The organism is Stutzerimonas stutzeri (assembly GCF_002890895.1).
In the GTDB taxonomy this organism is placed as follows: Bacteria; Pseudomonadota; Gammaproteobacteria; order Pseudomonadales; family Pseudomonadaceae; genus Stutzerimonas; species Stutzerimonas stutzeri_AB.
The window spans coordinates 82,274-103,325 of the sequence record NZ_POUL01000003.1; the positions used below are offsets into that span (position 1 = coordinate 82,274).

At 57.7% G+C, this 21,052-nt stretch carries 19 protein-coding genes and 2 tRNA genes; 16 read left to right on the forward strand and 5 right to left on the reverse strand.

Annotated elements, in window-relative coordinates:
* Window positions 1-10 precede the first annotated feature (10 nt).
* Window positions 11-322: a YhbY family RNA-binding protein gene (locus tag CXK96_RS06035; RefSeq protein WP_102835589.1), complete on the reverse strand. Its 312-nt coding sequence runs from the start codon at window positions 320-322 to the stop codon at window positions 11-13.
* An 81-nt stretch (window positions 323-403) separates the two neighbouring features.
* Here CXK96_RS06035 and rlmE point away from each other — a divergent pair, with 81 nt between their 5' ends.
* The 16 genes from rlmE (at window position 404) to CXK96_RS06115 (ending at window position 16,280) form a co-directional block, all read left to right on the forward strand.
* Window positions 404-1,054, forward strand: a complete 651-nt coding sequence (gene rlmE / locus CXK96_RS06040) for a 23S rRNA (uridine(2552)-2'-O)-methyltransferase RlmE (protein WP_102835590.1) — start codon at window positions 404-406, stop codon at window positions 1,052-1,054.
* 189 nt (window positions 1,055-1,243) lie between these two features.
* Window positions 1,244-3,154: an ATP-dependent zinc metalloprotease FtsH gene (gene ftsH, locus CXK96_RS06045; protein ID WP_102835591.1), complete on the forward strand. Its 1,911-nt coding sequence runs from the start codon at window positions 1,244-1,246 to the stop codon at window positions 3,152-3,154.
* Between the two features lie 16 nt (window positions 3,155-3,170).
* Window positions 3,171-4,022 carry a dihydropteroate synthase gene (gene folP, locus CXK96_RS06050; RefSeq protein WP_102835592.1) on the forward strand — a complete coding sequence of 284 codons (852 nt, stop codon included), beginning with the start codon at window positions 3,171-3,173 and terminating at the stop codon, window positions 4,020-4,022.
* Between the two features lie 9 nt (window positions 4,023-4,031).
* Complete coding sequence (glmM, locus tag CXK96_RS06055; protein WP_102835593.1) at window positions 4,032-5,369, forward strand: phosphoglucosamine mutase; 1,338 nt, start codon at window positions 4,032-4,034, stop codon at window positions 5,367-5,369.
* Between the two features lie 66 nt (window positions 5,370-5,435).
* A complete protein-coding gene (tpiA, locus tag CXK96_RS06060) occupies window positions 5,436-6,191 on the forward strand; it encodes a triose-phosphate isomerase (RefSeq protein ID WP_102835594.1) in 756 nt (251 codons plus the stop codon).
* Between the two features lie 4 nt (window positions 6,192-6,195).
* The gene (gene secG / locus CXK96_RS06065) at window positions 6,196-6,579 is read left to right on the forward strand and encodes a preprotein translocase subunit SecG (RefSeq protein WP_102835595.1); all 384 of its coding nucleotides are present in this window, start codon (window positions 6,196-6,198) and stop codon (window positions 6,577-6,579) included.
* 7 nt (window positions 6,580-6,586) lie between these two features.
* Window positions 6,587-6,672 (forward strand) — tRNA-Leu (locus tag CXK96_RS06070).
* Window positions 6,673-6,762: 90 nt separating this feature from the next.
* A tRNA-Met gene (locus CXK96_RS06075) sits at window positions 6,763-6,839 on the forward strand.
* Between the two features lie 128 nt (window positions 6,840-6,967).
* Window positions 6,968-7,426: a ribosome maturation factor RimP gene (gene rimP / locus CXK96_RS06080; RefSeq protein ID WP_102835978.1), complete on the forward strand. Its 459-nt coding sequence runs from the start codon at window positions 6,968-6,970 to the stop codon at window positions 7,424-7,426.
* Window positions 7,427-7,474: 48 nt separating this feature from the next.
* Window positions 7,475-8,956, forward strand: coding sequence for a transcription termination factor NusA (gene nusA / locus CXK96_RS06085; RefSeq protein ID WP_102835596.1), 1,482 nt, complete (start codon window positions 7,475-7,477; stop codon window positions 8,954-8,956).
* Between the two features lie 28 nt (window positions 8,957-8,984).
* A complete protein-coding gene (gene infB / locus CXK96_RS06090) occupies window positions 8,985-11,486 on the forward strand; it encodes a translation initiation factor IF-2 (protein WP_102835597.1) in 2,502 nt (833 codons plus the stop codon).
* A 114-nt stretch (window positions 11,487-11,600) separates the two neighbouring features.
* On the forward strand, window positions 11,601-11,990 hold the full coding sequence (gene rbfA / locus CXK96_RS06095; protein WP_102835598.1) for a 30S ribosome-binding factor RbfA: 390 nt from the start codon (window positions 11,601-11,603) through the stop codon (window positions 11,988-11,990).
* Between the two features lie 2 nt (window positions 11,991-11,992).
* Window positions 11,993-12,910, forward strand: a complete 918-nt coding sequence (truB, locus tag CXK96_RS06100) for a tRNA pseudouridine(55) synthase TruB (RefSeq protein WP_102835599.1) — start codon at window positions 11,993-11,995, stop codon at window positions 12,908-12,910.
* A 119-nt stretch (window positions 12,911-13,029) separates the two neighbouring features.
* Window positions 13,030-13,299, forward strand: coding sequence for a 30S ribosomal protein S15 (gene rpsO, locus CXK96_RS06105; RefSeq protein ID WP_019342083.1), 270 nt, complete (start codon window positions 13,030-13,032; stop codon window positions 13,297-13,299).
* Window positions 13,300-13,505: 206 nt separating this feature from the next.
* On the forward strand, window positions 13,506-15,611 hold the full coding sequence (gene pnp / locus CXK96_RS06110) for a polyribonucleotide nucleotidyltransferase (RefSeq protein WP_102835600.1): 2,106 nt from the start codon (window positions 13,506-13,508) through the stop codon (window positions 15,609-15,611).
* 273 nt (window positions 15,612-15,884) lie between these two features.
* Window positions 15,885-16,280, forward strand: a complete 396-nt coding sequence (locus CXK96_RS06115; protein WP_102835601.1) for a BON domain-containing protein — start codon at window positions 15,885-15,887, stop codon at window positions 16,278-16,280.
* Window positions 16,281-16,334: 54 nt separating this feature from the next.
* Here CXK96_RS06115 and CXK96_RS06120 read toward each other — a convergent pair whose 3' ends face one another.
* The 4 genes from CXK96_RS06120 to CXK96_RS06135 form a co-directional block, all read right to left on the reverse strand.
* Window positions 16,335-16,640 carry a DUF2845 domain-containing protein gene (locus CXK96_RS06120; RefSeq protein ID WP_102835602.1) on the reverse strand — a complete coding sequence of 102 codons (306 nt, stop codon included), beginning with the start codon at window positions 16,638-16,640 and terminating at the stop codon, window positions 16,335-16,337.
* A 15-nt stretch (window positions 16,641-16,655) separates the two neighbouring features.
* Complete coding sequence (locus tag CXK96_RS06125) at window positions 16,656-16,910, reverse strand: DUF2845 domain-containing protein (RefSeq protein WP_256061582.1); 255 nt, start codon at window positions 16,908-16,910, stop codon at window positions 16,656-16,658.
* Between the two features lie 53 nt (window positions 16,911-16,963).
* The gene (locus CXK96_RS06130) at window positions 16,964-19,903 is read right to left on the reverse strand and encodes a DUF748 domain-containing protein (protein ID WP_102835604.1); all 2,940 of its coding nucleotides are present in this window, start codon (window positions 19,901-19,903) and stop codon (window positions 16,964-16,966) included.
* 82 nt (window positions 19,904-19,985) lie between these two features.
* A complete protein-coding gene (locus tag CXK96_RS06135; RefSeq protein ID WP_102835605.1) occupies window positions 19,986-21,002 on the reverse strand; it encodes a class I SAM-dependent rRNA methyltransferase in 1,017 nt (338 codons plus the stop codon).
* Between the last annotated feature and the right edge of the window lie 50 nt (window positions 21,003-21,052).

Sequence of the window (21,052 nt, forward strand, 5' to 3'; positions counted from 1 at the left end):
GAAAAGTTGATCAGCTCTGGAAGCGATGCACGTTAGAAAGCTGCTTGTTCACTTTGGGGTTCTTGCGATAGATCAGTGCCATCTTGCCGATAGACTGAACCAGTTCGCAGCCGCCAATTCTGCACAATTCATCGGTTAGCGCGCGCCGATCGTCACGCTCGGTGATCCGCAGCTGCACCTTAATCAATTCGTGATCGTTAAGGGCTCGCTCCAGCTCGGCTTGTACGCCTTCGGTCAAGCCGTTCTCCGATACGATCAATACAGGCTTCAGATGATGGCCGATGGATTTGTACTGTTTCTTCTGCTCGTTAGTGAGCGGCATAATTCGACCCTTGCGTCAGAACCCTGGAAAACCCGGCTAGTGTAACTGACACGCTCTGAGCCGCACAGATGAGGTAACAGCTTGGCACGCTCCAAGACCAGCCCGCGTTGGCTGAAAGAACATTTTGATGATCCCTATGTAAAGATGGCGCAGCGGGATGGCTATCGGTCGCGAGCGAGCTACAAGCTTCTCGAGATTCAAGAAAAGGATCGTATTCTCCGGCCAGGCATGACAGTGGTCGATCTCGGGGCTGCACCGGGCGGCTGGTCGCAGGTCACCAGCAGGGTGATCGGTGATCGCGGGAGGCTGATTGCATCCGATATTCTGCCCATGGACAGCATTGCTGACGTGACCTTTGTTCTTGGTGATTTTACTGAGGACGAAGTATTCGCTGAGATCCTTCAGGCCATTGGTGAAACGCAAGTTGACCTTGTGATTTCCGATATGGCCCCCAATATGAGTGGGGTGAAGGTTGCTGACCAGGCGCGAGCGATGTTTCTCTGCGAGCTTGCGCTTGATCTGGCCATGCGAGTTCTGCGCCCCGGTGGGGACTTTCTGATCAAGATTTTCCAGGGGGATGGTTTCGATGCCTACCTGAAGGATGTGCGGCAGAATTTCGATAAGGTGCAGATGCGTAAACCCTTGTCATCAAGGGACCGCTCACGTGAACAGTATCTGCTAGCGCGCGGATACCGGGGCGATGGCAACGCGCTGGAAGCGCTGCGGTCTTAACCGAATGGAGCTGAACCATCCCGTCGAACCCGAGCCTATGATTTACCGGCTAGCATGTTTCATATCGGGTTACAGACCGAGCTGCGCGTTCAGCAACGTTGTGTAGTAAGTTAGGCCGAGAGCGAACCATCGGCCGTCATGCAGGCTCCCGAAAACCCGCCTGCTCTAGAGGGTAGTGAATTGAACGACATGGCAAAGAACCTGATTTTGTGGTTGATCATTGCCGCTGTCCTGGTGACGGTGATGAACAACTTTTCCAGCCCGACAGAGCCGCAAACGCTCAACTATTCGGATTTCATCGAGCAGGTGAAAGAAGGTCAGGTCGAGCGCGTGACCGTCGACGGTTTCGTCATTACCGGCAAGCGCAGTGACGGCGAGACGTTCAAGACGATTCGCCCCGCGATTCAGGACAACGGCCTGATCGGTGACCTGATCAACAACAATGTGGTGATCGAAGGCCGGCAGCCTGAGCAGCAGAGCATCTGGACGCAGCTGTTGGTAGCTAGCTTCCCGATTTTGGTGATCATCGCGGTTTTCATGTTCTTCATGCGGCAGATGCAAGGCGGCGCGGGTGGCAAAGGCGGCCCGATGAGCTTTGGCAAGAGCAAGGCTCGTCTGCTATCCGAAGATCAGGTCAAAACTACGTTTGCTGATGTCGCTGGTTGTGACGAGGCGAAAGAAGAAGTCACCGAACTGGTCGAGTTCCTGCGTGACCCCGGTAAGTTTCAACGTCTCGGAGGCCGCATTCCGCGTGGCGTGCTGATGGTTGGATCACCGGGTACCGGTAAAACGCTTTTGGCTAAGGCGGTCGCTGGCGAGGCCAAGGTTCCGTTTTTTACCATCTCCGGTTCCGATTTCGTTGAGATGTTCGTCGGGGTGGGTGCTAGCCGCGTGCGCGACATGTTCGAGCAAGCCAAGAAGCATGCACCGTGCATCATTTTCATCGATGAGATCGACGCTGTCGGTCGCCATCGCGGCGCGGGTCTCGGCGGTGGTCACGACGAGCGTGAGCAGACGTTGAACCAGTTGCTGGTCGAGATGGATGGTTTCGAAATGAATGACGGCATCATCGTCATTGCTGCCACGAACCGCCCGGATGTGCTCGATCCTGCGCTGCTTCGCCCCGGTCGTTTCGACCGTCAGGTAGTCGTTGGGCTCCCCGATATTCGTGGTCGCGAACAGATTCTTAAAGTCCACATGCGCAAGGTTCCGCTTGGTGACACTGTTGAGCCGGCTCTGATTGCGCGGGGCACGCCTGGTTTTTCAGGTGCGGACCTGGCCAATCTGGTGAACGAAGCGTCGTTGTTTGCAGCACGCGCCGGCAAGCGCTTGGTGGAAATGAAAGAGTTTGAGCTGGCCAAAGACAAGATCATGATGGGCGCCGAGCGCAAGTCCATGGTCATGTCCGAAAAGGAGCGACTCAATACGGCATACCACGAGGCGGGGCATGCCATCGTCGGGCGCGTTGTTCCGGAGCACGATCCTGTTTATAAGGTATCGATCATTCCGCGCGGTCGGGCTTTGGGTGTGACAATGTTTCTACCCGAAGAAGACCGTTACAGTCTTTCCAAGCGAGCCTTGATCAGCCAAATCTGCTCGCTGTTTGGAGGCCGTATCGCTGAGGAAATGACGCTCGGCTTTGAGGGGGTTACCACTGGTGCCTCCAATGACATCATGCGTGCTACCCAGTTGGCCCGTAATATGGTTACCAAGTGGGGCCTGTCCGAAAAGTTGGGCCCGCTGATGTACGCAGAGGAAGAGGGCGAGGTGTTCCTTGGTCGCAGTGCGGGTAGCCAGCACACTAATGTGTCCGGTGACACGGCAAAAATGATCGATCTCGAGGTTCGTAGCATCATCGATCAGTGCTACGGCACGGCTAAGCAGATTCTTGCTGACAACCGTGACAAGCTCGATGTGATGGCCGAGACACTGATGAAGTACGAGACCATCGATGCTGATCAGATTGATGACATTATGGCAGGTCGGACTCCCCGTGAACCGCGTGACTGGCAGAATGGCTCTGGTCCAACCGGAACGCCTATTCAGCCAGAAGATGGCCGCCCACAGGCGCCGATTGGTGGTCCCGCTGGCGAGCATTAAGCTAAGGCTGCGTTAGATGAGGGAAAAGATGTACTCAACCCGGCTGTCTTGTGGCAGCCGGGTTCTTGATTTGTCCCGCCCACATGTCATGGGCATCTTGAATGTCACTCCCGACTCTTTCTCCGATGGCGGCAGGCATGCGGGTGTCGTTGCTGCATTACGGCACGCCGACGCCATGATGGCGGCGGGGGCGACGTTAATTGACGTGGGCGGGGAATCGACTCGCCCGGGGGCGCGCGCTGTTTCGCCGATCGAAGAGCTTGAGCGTGTTGCGCCTGTAGTAGAGGCGATTGCTCGAGAGCTTGACGTGATTATCTCGGTCGACACCTCGACGCCTGCTGTGATTCGCGAGACTGCCCGGCTCGGTGCAGGCTTGATTAATGATGTCCGCTCTCTATCTCGCGATGGGGCGCTGGAGGCTGTAGCAAGCTGTGGGCTTCCGGTGTGCTTGATGCATATGCGAGGTGAGCCCGGCGATATGCAGAACGATCCGCGCTACGACGATGTGACCCGCGAGGTCGTCAGCTTTTTGCGTGAGCGCATAGAGGCGTGTGCAGCTGCAGGCATCCCAGCCGGCCGGGTCGTGCTCGATCCGGGATTCGGCTTTGCAAAAAATCTCGCGCATAACTTGAGCCTGTTCAACAGACTGGAGCAGCTCCATACGCTGGGGCGTCCGTTGCTTGTCGGTGTGTCCCGCAAGAGTATGGTCGGCCAAACGTTGCAGCGGGATGTGTCGCATCGTCTTTATGGCAGCCTGGCGCTGGCCGCGCTGGCTGTTGCCAAAGGCGCTAACATCCTTCGGGTGCATGACGTGGCCGAAACGGTTGATGTAGTTCGAATGATTGCTGCAGTGCAGGCGGCAGAATAGGGAATATGTATGGGTAGAAAGTATTTCGGCACCGATGGTATTCGTGGCCATGTGGGGCAATTTCCGATCACGCCGGAATTCATGCTGAGGCTTGGCTGGGCCGCAGGTATGGCATTTCGCAAGCATGGGAAATGTCGCATTTTGATTGGCAAAGACACTCGGATCTCTGGGTATATGTTCGAGTCGGCACTGCAGGCCGGGCTTTCTGCCGCAGGCGCCGATGTCTTGCTGCTGGGGCCTATGCCGACCCCCGCGGTCGCCTACCTGACGCGTACCTTCCATGCGGACGCTGGTATCGTGATCAGCGCCTCACATAACCCTCATCACGATAATGGCATCAAGTTCTTCTCTGGCCGCGGGACGAAACTGCCCGATGAGGTTGAGTTGATGATCGAGGAGCTGCTCGACACACCGATGACGGTCGTGGAGTCGGTGCAACTAGGCAAGGCTTCACGGATAAATGATGCAGCAGGGCGCTATATTGAGTTCTGCAAGAGCAGTGTGCCGACCAGCACAGATTTTAGCGGTATGAAAATTGTGCTTGATTGCGCTCACGGTGCGACCTACAAGGTTGCACCCAGCGTCTTCCGAGAGCTCGGGGCGGAGGTGACGGTTATCGCTGCTCAGCCGGATGGGCTGAACATCAACGCCGGCGTAGGCTCCACTCATGTCGCGCAGCTGCAGAAGGCCGTGATTGAGCAGGGCGCTGATCTTGGTATAGCCTTTGATGGTGACGGTGATCGGGTGATGATGGTCGATCATACCGGCACTCAGGTTGATGGCGATGAGTTGCTCTACATTATTGCCGCAGATTTGCAGGACCGAGACCGTCTGATCGGTGGGGTTGTCGGGACGTTGATGAGCAACCTCGGTCTAGAATTGGCACTTAAGGCGCGCAACATTCCTTTTGTGCGGGCTAAAGTCGGTGATCGCTACGTGATGGCTGAAATGCTCGAGCGTGACTGGGTGCTTGGTGGGGAAAACTCAGGTCACATTGTCTGCGCGCAGCATGTCACCACTGGAGACGCCATCATTGCTGCGCTCCAGGTTGTGCTTGCTCTGAAGCGTCGCGGTCGTAGCCTTGCGCAGGAGCGCATGGTCTGGAGCAAATGCCCTCAGGTATTGATCAACGTGCGGTTCAGTGGCAATCGGGATCCGATTGCCCATCCCCAGGTGCAGGCTGTCTGTGACAGCGTTACGGAGCGTATGGCTGGTCGTGGTCGGGTGCTGTTACGAAAATCCGGCACCGAGCCGTTGGTGCGGGTTATGGTTGAAGGGGACGACGAAAATCAGGTCCGCAGTTACGCCGAGGAGCTGGCGAGCGCGGTTAAGGAAGTTTGTGTGTGATTTACGCTTGCCAGGTGCCTTTTCGTTGAGTACCATCTGCGCCCACTTTGACCGACGAGGTAAAGCATGCGTCGCCCATTGGTAGCTGGTAACTGGAAGATGAACGGTACCCGCGCCAGCGTCGCAGAGCTGATCGAGGCGCTTCGCCAGCAGGATCTTCCGGCGGTTATAGAAGTTGCTGTCTTTCCATCGAGTCTGCATCTGACACAGGTCGTGAGTGGTCTACAGGGCAAGGCGATTGCTGTAGGGGCTCAGGACTGCGCGGCGGATGCCGGGTTCGGTGCGCTGACAGGTGAGGAGTCGGCTTCTCAGCTGGTTGATGCGGGTTCCAGTTGGGTGTTGGTTGGTCATTCCGAGCGGCGTCTGATTTTGGGCGAAAGCGACGAAGTGGTAGGCAAAAAATTTGCAGCTGCATTGGCGTGCGGGATGACGCCGGTGCTATGCCTGGGGGAGACGCTGGAGCAGCGTCAAGCCGGGCAGACTCTGGAAGTGGTTGGTCGGCAGCTTGCTAGTGTCTTGGCTAACGCTGGAGTTGGCGCGTTCGAAAAGGCGGTGGTGGCTTATGAGCCAGTCTGGGCGATAGGCACTGGGTTGACTGCGACGCCGCAGCAGGCTCAAGAAGTGCATGCTGCGATTCGGGAGCAGCTGGCTCGCGAAGATCGACGTATCGCTGATGGCGTGCGAATCCTCTACGGAGGCAGTGTAAAAGCGGAAAATGCTGCTGAGCTTTTCGAGATGCAGGATATCGATGGGGGGCTTATCGGTGGCGCCTCCCTGAAAGCGAATGATTTCGGTGCGATTTGTCGTGCCGCAGGGAACTGATCAGATGTTGCAGACTGTTGTGATTGTGGTGCATCTGCTGGTTGCCATTGGTGTGGTTGCGCTGGTGTTGCTGCAGCAAGGTAAAGGGGCTGATGCTGGCGCTTCCTTTGGTTCGGGTGCTTCCGCAACTGTATTTGGAAGTCAGGGGTCCTCTACCTTTCTTAGTCGATTTACTGCTATACTTGCGGCCGTTTTTTTCGCCACGAGTCTTGGGTTGGCATTTTTCGCAACTCGTCAGGCTGACCAGCTCTCAGGGGCAGGTCTGCCGGATCCGGCGGTTCTTGAAGTGCCGGTCAGTAAGCCAGTAGCGGAAGATGTGCCTGTGTTGGAAAGCGCTCCATCCGCACCTGTTGCAGATGATGTGCCTCAGCTGCAGGAGCAGGAATAAGGTTTTTGCCGAGGTGGTGGAATTGGTAGACACGCTACCTTGAGGTGGTAGTGGCCATAGGCTGTAGGGGTTCGAGTCCCCTCCTCGGTACCAAACAAGCAGGCCCGCAGATGCGGGCTTTCTTGTTTTAGTCTTTCGGTTGACCTGTTGTCAGTGTGGTCGTATAATTCGTGCCCAGTTTGACGCGGGGTGGAGCAGTCTGGTAGCTCGTCGGGCTCATAACCCGAAGGTCGTTGGTTCAAATCCAGCCCCCGCAACCAGTTGATAAAAAGCCCCTGTCGAGGGGCTTTTTATTAGCTTCAAGCCAGGTCGCCGGCATCTACAGGCGATCGTCATGGATGGGCGTTTCGCCCATTTTTCATTTGTACAGCATGCGCGAGGGACTTCGATGTCGAGCAAGCTAGAACAGTTGCAGGCCTTGTTGGCCCCAGTGGTCGAGGCGCTCGGCTATCAATGCTGGGGTATCGAATTCATTTCGCAGGGTCGACATTCTTTGTTGCGGGTCTATATCGACCATTCCAACGGAATTCTTGTCGATGATTGCGAAAAGGTCAGCCGCCAATTGAGCGGTGTGCTCGACGTTGAAGATCCAATCAGCTCTGACTACACCCTTGAAGTGTCCTCGCCTGGTATGGATCGGCCTCTATTCACGCTCGAGCAGTTCACGGCCCATGTGGGCGAACAGGTCAAAATAAAGCTGCGTTCGCCCTTTGAGGGTCGGCGCAATTTCCAAGGTCTTCTGCGCGGGGTCGAGGAGCAGGATGTAGTGGTGCTGGTCGACGACCATGAATACCTGTTGCCGATCGACATGATCGACAAGACCAACATAATTCCCCGTTTTGAGTGAGTCGCGGATCCCGCGGACCCCAATGGATTGCGATAGGCGAGGCGTACGATGAGCAAAGAAGTACTGCTGGTTGTGGAGTCGGTATCCAACGAGAAAGGCGTACCGGCCAGTGTAATCTTCGAGGCATTGGAGCTGGCTTTGGCCACTGCTACCAAGAAGCGCTTCGAGGACGAGGTTGACCTGCGGGTCGAGATCAATCGGCAGAACGGTAGCTACGAGACCTTCCGCCGCTGGACGGTGGTCGAGGAAGAAGAATTCGACGATCCGGCACACCAGTTGACCGTCGACATGAAGCAGGCTGTCGATGCTGGGGCCAAAGTTGGAGATGTCCTGGAAGAAAAGGTCGAGTCAATCGAGTTCGGTCGGATCGCCGCTCAGACAGCCAAGCAGGTCATCGTGCAGAAGGTCCGGGAGGCCGAGCGCGCTCAAGTGGTTGAGGCCTATCGTGATCGCATGGGCGAGATCATCTCCGGCACGGTGAAAAAGGTTACGCGAGACAGCGTCATTGTCGATCTGGGCAATAACGCGGAAGCGTTGCTGGCCCGAGAAGACATTATTTCTCGGGAAACCTTTCGGGTCGGTGCGCGAGTTCGTGCGCTGCTTAAGGAAATCCGTACCGAGAATCGCGGTCCTCAGTTGATCCTTTCTCGCACAGCGCCGCAAATGCTGATTGAGCTTTTCCGCATTGAAGTTCCGGAAATCGCCGAAGGGCTGATTGAAGTGATGGCTGCTTCGCGGGATCCAGGATCTCGCGCCAAGATAGCCGTGCGCTCGAAAGATAAGCGTATCGATCCGCAAGGCGCGTGCATTGGTATGCGCGGTTCGCGTGTTCAGGCCGTTTCCGGCGAGATCGGCGGAGAGCGTGTCGATATCGTGCTGTGGGACGAGAACCCCGCGCAATTCGTTATCAACGCGATGGCTCCAGCTGAAGTGGCTGCCATCATCGTCGATGAAGATGCGCATGCCATGGATATTGCGGTCGGCGAAGACAATTTGGCCCAGGCAATCGGTCGGGGCGGGCAAAACGTACGTCTTGCCAGTCAGTTGACCGGTTGGACGCTGAACGTGATGACTGAAGCGGACATCCAGAGCAAGCAGCAAGAAGAAACTGGTGACATCTTACGCAATTTCATCGAAGAGCTCGATGTCGATGAGGAGCTGGCACAAGTACTGGTCGAGGAAGGTTTCACCTCTCTCGAAGAGATCGCCTACGTCCCTATGGAGGAAATGCTCGGCATCGAAGGCTTCGACGAAGATATCGTCAACGAGCTGAGAACCCGCGCCAAGGATCGCTTGCTAACTAAAGCGATCGCAACGGAAGAGAAACTGGCAGACGCCCAGCCGGCGGAGGATTTGCTTGCGCTGGATGGTATGGACAACGAACTGGCGGTCGAGTTGGCAGTGCGGGGTGTAGTCACCCGCGAAGACCTGGCCGAGCAGTCGATTGACGATCTGCTCGACATAGACGGCATAGATCAAGAACGTGCCGGCAAGCTGATCATGGCCGCCCGAGCCCATTGGTTCGAGTAAGTAATTAGCGGCCTGAGGAGAGAGATGCATGACGCAAGTCACGGTGAAACAACTGGCCCAGGTGGTCGACACACCGGTCGAGCGACTGCTACAGCAGATGCGTGAGGCAGGACTGTCGCACACCAGCGCCGAGCAAGTAGTGACCGATAATGAAAAGCAGGCGCTGTTGGCGCACCTAAAAAGCAGCCACGGCGCCAAGGTGGATGAGCCGCGCAAGATTACCTTGCAGCGCAAGACCACCACCAAGCTGAAAGTGGGTGGCAGCAAGACCATTAGCGTGGAAGTGCGCAAGAAGAAAACCTTCGTCAAGCGCAGTCCTGACGAAATCGAGGCGGAGAAGCAGCGCGAACTCGAGGAGCAGCGCGCAGCCGAGGAAGCCGCTCGTCAGAAAGCGGCTGAAGAGGCTCGCCAGCAAGCCGAGGAAGAAGCTCGTCGTCAGGCCGAAGCTGCAAAAACTCAAGCGCCGGCCGCCGCTTCACCTGAACCGGTTGCAGCTGTGTCTGCTGATCCTGCCCCGGTCGTTGCTCCCGTCGCCCCTCCCGTCGAGGAGCGCAAGAAGGATGAACCGCGCCGTCCCGATAAGGCACGCAGCGACGATGACGAGCGTCGTGATCGCAAGCAAGCTCAGCATCGCCCGTCCTTGAAGGCAAAGGCTCCGTTGTCGCGCACAGCGCGAAGCGGCGAAGACGACGCCGATGGGTTCCGTCGCGGCGGACGCGGCAAGTCGAAGCTGAAGAAGCGCAACGCGCATGGTTTCCAAAGCCCAACCGGCCCGATCGTTCGCGAAGTTGCCATCGGTGAGACCATCACCGTCGGTGATCTGGCGCAGCAGATGTCGGTCAAGGCGGCGGAAGTCATCAAGTTCATGTTCAAGATGGGCACCCCGGTGACCATCAACCAGGTCCTGGATCAGGAAACTGCCCAGTTGATCGCTGAAGAGCTGGGCCACAAGGTCAAGTTGGTCAGTGATAACGCTCTGGAAGAACAGCTGGCCGAGCTGCTGAAGTTCGAGGGTGAAGCTATCACTCGTGCTCCGGTGGTGACTGTGATGGGTCACGTTGACCACGGCAAGACCTCGCTGCTCGACTACATCCGTCGCGCCAAGGTTGCTGCTGGTGAAGCGGGCGGTATTACTCAGCACATCGGTGCCTATCACGTCGAAACTGATCGTGGAATGGTTACCTTCCTTGATACTCCGGGCCACGCTGCGTTTACTGCGATGCGTGCCCGTGGGGCTCAAGCGACCGATATCGTCATTCTGGTCGTGGCGGCGGACGATGGCGTGATGCCGCAAACCATCGAAGCAATTCAGCATGCCAAGGCCGCTGGTGTCCCGCTGGTAGTGGCCGTGAACAAGATCGATAAGCCGGGCGCCGATCTCGATCGTATCCGCAGCGAGCTATCTGTTCACGAAGTGACTTCGGAAGAGTGGGGCGGCGACACGCCGTTCGTATCTGTCTCCGCAAAGATGGGTACCGGTGTCGACGATTTGCTCGAGGCGGTTCTGCTGCAGGCGGAAATTCTCGAACTGACAGCAACCCCATCGGCCCCGGGCCGTGGTGTTGTGGTCGAGTCGCGTCTGGACAAGGGACGCGGCCCGGTTGCTACCGTGCTGGTTCAGGACGGCACGCTGCGTCAGGGCGACATGGCCCTGGTTGGCTCCAACTACGGTCGTATTCGCGCCATGCTCGATGAGAACGGCAAGCCAATCAAGGAAGCTGGCCCTTCGATTCCGGTCGAGATTCTTGGCCTCGATGGCACGCCGGACGCTGGCGATGAGCTCAGCGTGCTGACCGATGAGAAGAAAGCCCGTGAAGTGGCCTTGTTCCGTCAGGGCAAGTTCCGCGAAGTGAAGCTGGCCCGGGCACATGCCGGTAAGCTGGAAAATATCTTCGAGAACATGGGCCAGGAAGAGAAGAAGACGCTTAACATCGTCCTCAAATCCGATGTTCGTGGTTCGCTGGAAGCCCTGCAGGGCTCGCTCAGTGGCTTGGGCAACGATGAGGTTCAGGTGCGCGTCATCGGTGGCGGTGTCGGTGGTATCACCGAGAGCGACGCCAACCTGGCGCTGGCGTCCAATGCAGTGCTGTTCGGCTTCAACGTTCGTGCTGATGCTGGTGCGCGCAAGATCGTCGAGCAGGAAGGTCTGGATCTGCGTTACTACAACGTCATCTACGACATCATTGAAGACGTCAAGAAAGCGCTGACCGGCATGCTGGGCAGCGATGTTCGCGAGAACATCCTCGGTATTGCAGAGGTCAGGGATGTGTTCCGCTCACCGAAGTTCGGTGCCGTGGCGGGTTGCATGGTCACCGAGGGCATGGTGCACCGCAATCGTCCGATCCGCGTTCTGCGCGACGACGTGGTGATCTTCGAAGGCGAGCTGGAATCGCTGCGTCGCTTCAAGGATGACGTCGCCGAAGTACGTGCCGGTATGGAGTGTGGTATCGCGGTGAAGAGTTACAACGACGTCAAGGCCGGCGACAAGATCGAAGTATTCGAGAAAGTCGAAGTGGCGCGCTCGCTGTAACAGCAGCTGTTAGGCAACAGACGGCAAGCATTCAGGGGCGACCCTGAGGCTTGCCGTTTGCCTTTGCAGTACAACGTTTTTTAGGCTAGCAGCTTGCTGCTCAAGGCAGATTTTATGGCCAAAGAATTCAGCCGTACCCAGCGTATCGGCGATCAGATGCAGCGTGAATTGGCGCAGTTGATTCAGCGTGAAGTGAAAGACCCGCGTCTGGGTCTGATAACCATAACCGCCGTCGAAGTCAGTCGAGATCTGTCCCATGCCAAGGTGTTCATCACCGTCATGGGTAAAGACGACGATGAAGATGCGGTCAAGGCCAACCTTCGGATTCTCAACGACGCTAGTGGTTTCCTGCGTATGCAGCTGGGCAAGGCAATGAAGCTTCGTACCGTGCCGCAGTTGCACTTCAACTATGACGCCAGTGTGCGTCGTGGCGTCGAGTTGACATCGCTCATCGAGCGCGCTGTAGCAGAAGATCGCAAGCACAGCGATGATGTTGGAGAGTAGGCTTGGCACAGGTAAAGCGCATTCGCCGCGACGTCAGCGGCATCATCATTCTTGATAAACCCCGTGGGTTTACTTCGAACGCAGCCTTGCAGAAGGTTCGCTGGTTACTCAACGCCGAGAAAGCTGGACATACGGGTAGCCTGGATCCGCTGGCAACCGGCGTGCTCCCCCTGTGCTTTGGCGAAGCTACGAAGTTCTCTCAATATCTGCTGGACGCTGACAAGGGCTACGAGACCGTCGCCCAGCTTGGCGTGACTACCACGACGGCTGATGCTGAGGGTGAGGTGATTGAGCGCAAGCCCGTCTCCGTCAGCCACGCACAGCTAGAAGCTGCTTTGCCGCAGTTCCGGGGTGATTTGCAGCAGATCCCTCCGATGTACTCGGCGCTCAAGCGCGATGGTCAGCCGCTGTACAAACTGGCACGGGCAGGAGAGATAGTGGAGCGCGAGCCGCGTTCTGTTACCATTGCCCGCTTGGATTTGCTCTCGCTTGAGGATGACCGAGCGCGTCTGGCAGTCGCCTGCAGTAAAGGTACCTATATAAGGACGTTGGTCGAGGATATTGGGCATGCCTTGGGTTGTGGTGCTCACGTAGCCGAGCTGCGAAGAACCCAAGCGGGACCGTTCGATCTGAGTCAGACGGTCAGTCTTGAAGAGCTTGAACGGGTGCACTCAGAGGGTGGTGCTGAGGCGGTTGATGCCTTTCTGAAGCCAGTGGACAGCGGACTTGAACATTGGCCGCTGCTGCAGCTGTCAGAGCACAGCGCATTTTATTGGCTGCATGGGCAGCCGGTACGCGCACCGGAAGCGCCGAAATTCGGCATGGTGCGGGTGCAGGATCACAATGGTCGCTTCATCGGAATCGGTGAAGTGAGCGAGGACGGGCGCATTGCGCCGCGTCGACTGATTCGGTCCGAGTGACCGATACGCAGCGCGCCCTGAAGGTGCGTCGCGTTACGAGGATGGCTGTTGGCAGGCACGGTCACTCCTCTTTTAAAACACGGGATGCAATCCCGGCCTGTTCATAGAAGGAGCCCATCATGGCACTTAGCGTTGAAGAAAAAGCCCAGATCGTTGGCGAGTACAAGCAAGCTGAAGGCGATACCGGTTCCCCGGAAGTGCAGGTTGCCCTGCTCACCGCCAACATCAACAAGCTGCAAGGTCACTTCAAGGCCAACGGCAAAGACCACCACTCCCGTCGTGGTCTGATCCGTATGGTTAACCAGCGTCGTAAGTTGCTGGACTACCTGAAGGGCAAGGACACTACTCGTTACAGCACCCTGATCGGTCGTCTGGGTCTGCGTCGCTAAGCGATGCTGGTGCGAAGCTGAATGCCAAAGCTGGAAGTGGGGTTTGCCCTGCTTCCAGCTTTTGCCTTTCAGAAGCGCACGTTTCGGACAGCGGTAGGGACGACTCCCACCCCTGCCCACAAATTTTGTGTGACATGTCCCGCGCGAGGCTGTGCCCGCAGGATGTGAGAACGATTCCCCCAAGGCAACAAAGAGAAGGAACCACCGTGAACCCGGTAATCAAGAAATTCCAATTCGGTCAATCGACCGTTACCCTCGAGACTGGCCGAATTGCCCGTCAGGCCACTGGTGCCGTATTGGTCACCGTTGATGACGATGTGACCGTGCTGGTCGCCGTCACCGGTGCCAAGACCGCCGACCCAAGCAAAGGCTTTTTCCCGCTTTCGGTCCACTACCAGGAAAAGACCTACGCAGCCGGCAAGATCCCGGGTGGCTTCTTCAAACGTGAAGCACGTCCTTCCGAAAAGGAAACGCTGACCTCGCGCCTGATCGATCGTCCGATCCGTCCGCTGTTCCCAGAAGGCTTTCAAAACGAAGTACAGGTCATCTGTACTGTCGTGTCGACCAGCAAGAAAACCGATCCGGACATCGCTGCGATGATCGGTACTTCGGCTGCGCTGGCAATTTCCGGTATTCCGTTCAACGGTCCGATCGGTGCCGCACGCGTCGCCTTCCATCCGGAAACCGGCTACCTGCTAAACCCGACATACGAGCAACTCAAGGCATCCAGCCTGGACATGGTGGTTGCCGGTACCAAAGACGCCGTGCTGATGGTTGAATCAGAAGCCAAAGAGCTGACCGAAGATCAGATGCTGGGCGCCGTACTCTTCGCCCACGACGAGTTCCAGGCCGTTGTTCAGGCCGTAACCGAGTTGGCGGCTGAAGCAGGTAAGCCGACCTGGGACTGGCAGCCGAAAGCTGAAAACACTCAGCTGCTCAGCGCTATTCGTAGCGAATTCGGCGAGGCCATCTCGCAGGCGTACACCATCACCATCAAGCAGGACCGCTATGCGCGCCTGGGTGAGCTGAAAGACCAGATCGTTGCCAAGTTCTCCGGTGAAGAAGGTCAGCCGTCAGCCGGTGAAGTCAAAGAAGCCTTTGGCGAAATCGAATACCGCACCGTCCGCGAGAACATCGTCAACGGCAAGCCGCGTATCGATGGCCGTGATACCCGTACCGTGCGTGGTCTGAACATCGAAGTCGGCGTGCTCGACAAAACTCACGGCTCGGCGCTGTTCACCCGTGGTGAAACCCAGGCGCTAGTGGTTGCCACTCTGGGCACCGCGCGCGACGCTCAGCTGCTCGATACCCTCGAAGGCGAGAAGAAAGATCCCTTCATGCTGCACTACAACTTCCCGCCGTACTCGGTCGGTGAGTGTGGTCGCATGGGCGCTACTGGTCGCCGCGAGATCGGTCACGGCCGTCTGGCCCGTCGTTCCGTTTCGGCCATGCTGCCAAGCGCTGACGAGTTCCCGTACACCATTCGCGTGGTTTCCGAGATCACCGAGTCCAACGGTTCCAGCTCCATGGCTTCGGTTTGTGGTGCCTCCCTCGCACTGATGGATGCCGGTGTGCCGATGAAGGCGCCTGTTGCTGGTATCGCCATGGGTCTGGTCAAGGAAGGCGAGAAGTTCGCCGTTCTGACCGACATCCTGGGTGACGAAGATCACCTGGGCGACATGGACTTCAAGGTCGCCGGTACCGCCAAGGGCGTTACTGCGCTGCAGATGGACATCAAGATCCAGGGCATCACCGAAGAGATCATGGAGATCGCGCTGGGTCAGGCGCTGGAAGCGCGTCTGAACATTCTCGGTCAGATGAATCAGGTCATTGGTCAGTCGCGTACCGAGCTGTCGGCCAACGCACCGACCATGATTGCGATGAAGATCGATCAGGACAAGATCCGTGACGTCATCGGCAAGGGCGGCGCCACCATCCGCAGCATCTGTGAAGAAACCAAAGCCTCTATCGACATCGAGGACGATGGTTCGATCAAGATCTTTGGCGAGACCAAGGAGGCTGCAGAGGCCGCCAAGCAGCGCGTTCTGGGTATTACCGCTGAGGCAGAGATCGGCAAGATCTACGTCGGCAAGGTTGAGCGCATTGTCGACTTCGGCGCCTTCGTCAACATCCTGCCGGGCAAGGACGGTCTGGTGCACATCTCGATGCTGAGTGATCAGCGGGTCGAGAAGGTCACCGACGTACTCAAAGAAGGCCAGGAAGTGAAGGTTCTGGTGCTGGACGTCGATAACCGCGGCCGTATCAAGCTGTCGATCAAGGATGTAGCTGCGGCCGAGGCATCTGGCGCATAAGCATCCCCGTGACAGAAAAGAGCCCTTCGGGGCTCTTTTTTTGCGCAGGCATAAGGTAATCAGATCGTTGCGCTAGCCTGGGTATTGCAGTCTGCACGCTTCGCTTGCTCGAAACATGCAGAGTGCTAGTGGCTTAACGGCACTATGCCGCGCTATGTATCTGAATAATAAGGGAATTTAATATTCCGCCATTTGGCATGCAGCTTGCGATCTTTAAGGTGAACCTGCGGTAGGGCTATGCCGCAGCAACTATGAGAAACAGGAGTGCGCCTCATGAACAAGATCCAGACCTCTATAACTGCTGCTGCTATTGCAACTGCCTTCAGCTTGCCGCTGGCAGGCGCTGCGTTCGCCGAAACCACCTCAGCTTTTGACGAAGCGCAACCGATGATGTTGGCTGCAAGCGACACCATGGATGCTGCTGAGCACACCGCAGACGAAGCGGGTGAGGCGATGTCCGACACCTGGATCACTACCAAGGTCAAATCTGCTCTGCTTGCTGGCGACTCGACTCCAGGCATGCAGATCGAAGTCGAAACCAATAATGGTGTCGTCTCTCTGTCCGGGACAGTTGCCACCGAGGCGCAGCGTGAGATGGCCATCGACAAGGCCAAGACCATTGAAGGCGTCAAAGACGTCTCTGCAGATGGCCTGAAAGCGGTGGACTAACCGCTTAGGCAATAATAAAAAACCCGCTGCTTGCAGCGGGTTTTTTATTATCCATCAGCCTCGTTCGCTATCGATGTTGCTGAGACGGTTACCTTCGAAGCGCAAAAAATGGTACATGCCATTGGTGGGGCCGTAAGTCCATTCCTCGATCTGGACCTCCTGACGGAAACCGTATTCGTCGACCAGCTCCTTATATCCAGTGAATGAACGGTTGGTCGGCTCACCGCACTTGGCGTGGACATCGGCTGTCGAATCTCTCAGGCTTACCAGCTTGCTTCCGCAACGGAATGTCGAAGAAGCCTGCACCTGCAGCGCAAAGAGCGTGAGGGTAAACCCGGCAAGCAAGGTACTTTTTCGCATGTCGACTCCCAGAGCTCAGTTGGCGCGACTGGTTTCGATCCGTACCAGCCGGTTTCCCTCGAATGTGAGGATGCTGAATACGCCATTGTCTGGGCCGTAAACCCATTCTTCACGCATCATCTCGCGGCGCTGATTTGCGCCCAGGGTGTAACCCACCAGGTCGCGCTGGACCGGTTCGCCACATTTACGCTCCACTTCAAAGGTACGGTCGCCAGTGTTGATCAGGCTGCTGCCGCAACGGAGGGTGTCCGCGCCGACTCCTGAGCTCATCAAACCGACCGCGAAAGAGAGGCCCACTTTCCAATGCCGCCTGCCTGTCCGTTTCATTCCGCCTCCAGATGCAGCACCGTTGGGACTTCTCTACCTTGGGGAGTTTGGGCGATGCCTGTGTCGAGCAGGAAAACCCTGTCTGCTGCCAGCCCTGTATTGTCCACCAGATAATCCTTGATGCTGGCGGCTCTCGCACGGCTCAGGCGTCGCAGAAGGGCGGTGCTGCTCTCTCGGCTGCTAACGATTGCCTGCTGCAGCTGTAGCGTTCGAGTGTCCTCGTCGAGGCTTTGCCACTCAGTGGGCGGCTGCTGTTGCAGGCGGCTGCGATAGATGCCTTCCAACATGGCGGCTTTTTCGTCTTCACTGATTTCAAGCATTGCAGGATCGGCGGGCACAGTGTCACCACGTCGCTGCAAGACCTTGTACCAGGTCTGTTGATATTCGCGCTCCAGCCATTGTTCGGCCAGTAGGGGCCCATCCACGGCGGGGGCGCTCATACCTTCGATCTCAAGCCTCAACACCGGTCGCTCCTTGAGCGCACTCGCGAGCGTATCCAGGTTGCTACGCGCAGCACTGTCCAGTTCGCTGCTGCCCGGCGGAAAGAGGATTTGACTGAGGTCAGCCTGGTCACGACCTACGAGCCCACCGAGAAACTTGAATGGGGACTTGGCCGCTTTAACCACCAGATTGCGCAGCGTCTGCCAGATGATAGGCACTACATCGAACTGTGGATTCTTGAGATCTCCCTGTACCGGAATCTTCAGCGCAATGGTGCCGCTGCTGTCCTTCAACAGCGCCACTGCAAGGCGTATTGGCAGATCGACGGCCTGTTCGCTGTCGACCTTTTCGCCCAGCTGCAATTCCTCCAGCACCACTTCGTTTTCAGCATTCAGCTGCCCTTGCTGGATGCGGTAATGCAGGTCCAGATTCAAGCGGCCCTTGCGGATGCGGTAGCCAGCGAACTTGGCCGAGTAGGGCGAGAGCGTCGTCAGCTCGACCTGTTTGAAACGGGTGGTGATGTCGAGGCTCTGGAGTGGCTCGAAGGGCGTCAGGCTGCCCTCGATGCTCACAGGTGCGTAGCGGTCAACCTTGCCCTGTATATCAACGCTGGCAGCGTTGTGTTGTCGGTTGTCGATTGTGCCAATGCTGCCGCCAAGATCCTGGATGGCAGTGATGAACGGCGGACGCAGACTCAGGTCAGCGAAATTGGCCGAACCGTCGGCTATCTGAATCCCGCCGATTCGTAATGCGAAGGGCACGTCTGGCTCGTCTGGAGATGCTGATGCTTCCGAAGAAGCCACCTCTGGACTGGGCGTAGCTGCCGGCTTGTCCACCAGCAGGTCATTGATGTTGGTCGACAGGTCCGGGTTGATGATGAAGCGTGCATACGGTTGGTTCAGGTCGAGCTTGTCGATCTGCAGCTCGCTCGGATAGTTGTAATTCAGGCCGCTGACCTGCAATGACTGCCATTTCACCAGATCCCGGTCCTGAATGGTGTCCAGTGTATGGAGCTGTGTGATCTCGGCGGAACCGCCGATATGAAATGTCAGCGGCTCGATGCCCTTTAAGTCGACGGCAAGCTGGCTGGCCAGCAGTCCGCTGCGGAGCTCCAGGTGAACGAATGGTGATAGGTAAGGCTGCGCCAAGCGCAGGTCGATACCTGCCAGCGTCACGTCGAAACGTCCCTGCATTGGCGTCAGCGTCAGTTGCCCTTCGGCAAGCAGCGAGCCTTGTTTGCCGACCTCTGTCTTCAGTTTTAGCTCCACTGGAGAGGTGCCGCGGCTGTCGAAGTTGCGCACGTCCAGATCGAGCGGCCCGACTTCCAGTTCGACGTTCGGCTCAGGAGCTCTGTCAGCCAGGTGCAGCTGGTAACCACGCAGTTCAGCGTCAGCTATAACGATCCGCCAAGGTTGACTGGGGGCATCGCTTTTTTGCGCAGGCTGAGGTTCTTCCTGCTTTGGTTCGTCAGATGTTTCGGTGGGCTGTGGCTCCGCATTGCCTGCCACGAGGCGCTGCCAATTGAGCTGACCGTCTGGCTCACGGATCAGCCAGCTTTCCAGAGCCTGGCTGCGTACCTGGCCAAGGGTCACTTGTCGCTTCTGCAAATCCAGCGAAGTTTGGGCAATCTCTGCTCTCTTCAGCCGAATCAGTGGCTGCCCTTCCAGGGTATCGATGCTTAGCGAGGCCAGCGTAGCGCTCGCGTCGCTCAGTTGCAGTGAAGTGCCTTCGCTGAGGTCCAGCTGGTACCTCGTCTTCAGGCTCAGCTTTCCTTCGTTAAGAGCGAGCGGGGCCATGTCGCGGACATAGGGCCAGAACGTCTTAAGCGCCAGTCCGTCGATTTCAAGCTGGCCGGTTGATGTGATGGGGGAGAGGTTGAGCTGACCTTTCCATTCGATATGTGATCCGTCCGGGCCCTTGGCAACCAGAACGGCATCAGCCGCGTCGGCTGAACGGGTCGCAAAGTTAAGCAGTTCGAAATCCAGCGAGTCGAGGATGAAGTCGATCGGCTCTTCGGTTCGCTGATCGGCGAAGTGCACCCGGCCGCCGGCCAATTTCAAGCGGTCGATACGCAGGGCAAGGGGCTCGGAGTCCTCTTCCGGCAACGCTTCAGCCCGAGGCAGCTCGAACAGCTCGGTCAGGTTCAGTTTGCCGTCGAGGTCAAACAGAACTTCGGCATTCGGCCCGATGAGCTCGATAGCCGAAAGGTGCAGGGTTCGACTCCACAGGCTGTCCCATTCGAGGTCGAGAAATAACCGTTCGAACGCTAGTTGCTCGGCCTCCGGCTCGCCCATGTGCAGCTTGTGGAGCCTTAGCTCGAGCGTGAACGGGTTGAACTCGATCCGCTCAAGGTGAGCCGGTACCGTCGCGTATTGGACCAGTTGCTGATTTACGACGCGCTGCGCCACTCCGGGCAAGATCAGAAAACCGAGCAGGCAATAAACGATCAGGGCGGTCATCAGGCCGATGAGCGCGCGCTTCAATCCGTTGGGCATGCGGACCTACTTTCCAGGCGATGAACTGCCTTGGAGTATGGCATGACACGCGGGTTCCTCCCGCGAGCGCGGGCGCATTGCCTCACAACTGGAGCATCAGCACCTTGAGCGGCGGCTTGCCGTCGGTCGAAGGGAAGTCGGCTGCCGGTGGCAGCACCTGACAGTCCCGAACCGGCCGGCCGGCCTTGGTCGCGCAGCGCAGGACCTGATCTCTCCAGTCGTCGAGGTCGACCTTTGCCAGGTTGTTGCAGCAGATCAGTACGCCGTTCTCAGCCGTGGCGAGCAGTGCGGGTTTGAGCAGGCTCTGGTAATCGCGCAGCAGGTCGACTGTGCCGAATGCGCTCTTTGACCAGGCCGGTGGGTCGAGCAACACCAGATCGAACTGCTTGGGTGAAAGGCGCGGGTAAGCCGGCAGAGGACGGCCACGTCGCTGTGGAATAGGCATGTCAGCGAGCTGACGGATCGCGGGAAAGTAATCCGACTGAATGAACTGCATCGGGACCAACTCAGGGTTCAGCGCACCGTTCTCGCGGCCGACCGCGAGGTTGCTTTCGGCGAAGTCCAGGTTGCACACCTCGCGAGCGCCACCAGCGGCAGCGCTGAGGCCGACGCCGCAGGTATAGGCGAAAAGGTTGAGCACTGACTTGCCCGCGCTGTTGGCCTTGATCCAGCGGCGGACATTGCGCAAGTCCAGAAACAGCAGTGGGTCCTGACCGCTATGGCGCGCGCGAACGCGGTAGTTCAGGCCCCACTCATGGCCGATCAGGTCTTCCAGCGCAGCTGGATCGGCGCGGTAGACGGGGTCACTGCGGTCAATACGCGAGTTCCCTTGAGAGCGGTCGTTGTAGGCGAGTAACAGGCGTGTGCCCAGGTTCGTGCAGGTCTGCTCATGCAGGGCCAGCAGGGCGCCACGTTCGAGCGTCTGATGGAAGCTCTGCACCAGCAGCAGCGGGCCATAACGGTCGACGGTGAGGCCGGGAGCGCCCTCCTGGCTGCCATGGAACAACCGGTAACAGTCAGTGGCCTGATGGTGCAGTTCGGACAGCAGTGCTTCGCGATTGAGGTAAGCGGCGCGCAGCGCCTGTTCGAGAGAGGACATGCGCGGCGACTCGGGAAGAGGGCCGCGCAGTTTAGCGGAAATCGCCGGCG